Raw genomic sequence first — 615 nt, forward strand, 5'->3', positions numbered from 1 at the left:
TTTTCAGCCCTAAACCACCTACTTCAGTAGGTGGTTATCATCCGTTTCGGCTTTGCCTGTAAAACTACTCATGCTAAATGCGTCTTTGATTTTTCCAGAAGTCAAAGAGGACAAATAACATGAGTAGATACAATCAAGCTTCCCACGTATTTTGGCGATGTCAATACCATATAGTGTGGACTCCAAAGTATCGATTTAGGATCTTGAAGAACAATATAGGTAAAGAAGTTTATCGATGTATTTATGTTTACTGTAATCAACTTGGATGTGAAGTAGTAGAGTTAAACATACAAGTTGACCACGTGCATTTAGTAGTAAAGATTCCACCAAAGCTATCGATATCCAAGTTGATGGGGGTATTGAAAGGCAAAATAGCCTTAAAGCTATTTAGTAAGTTTCCTCATCTTAGGAAGAACAGGCTTTGGGGTAATCACTTTTGGCAAAGAGGCTATTTTGTCGATAGTGTTGGAATCAATGAAGAAATCATACGCCGATATGTAAGACATCAAGAGAAGCAAGAGCGAGTAGAGCAGCACCAGTTGGCGTTGGATTAAACAAAGGCCCCCTTTTAGGGGGCTCACACAAAGCCACCTTCTTTAGAAGGTGGTAATTTAC

General features: G+C 39.2%; 1 protein-coding gene. It reads left to right on the plus strand.

The window, feature by feature from the left end; all coding sequences use genetic code 11:
- Nucleotides 1-119 precede the first annotated feature (119 nt).
- On the plus strand, nt 120-554 hold the full coding sequence (gene tnpA, locus QTN94_RS20300; RefSeq protein WP_033007908.1) for an IS200/IS605 family transposase: 435 nt from the start codon (nt 120-122) through the stop codon (nt 552-554).
- Nucleotides 555-615 lie beyond the last annotated feature (61 nt).

It is taken from the genome of Vibrio sp. M250220, from assembly GCF_036533795.1.
Lineage (GTDB): Bacteria > Pseudomonadota > Gammaproteobacteria > Enterobacterales > Vibrionaceae > Vibrio.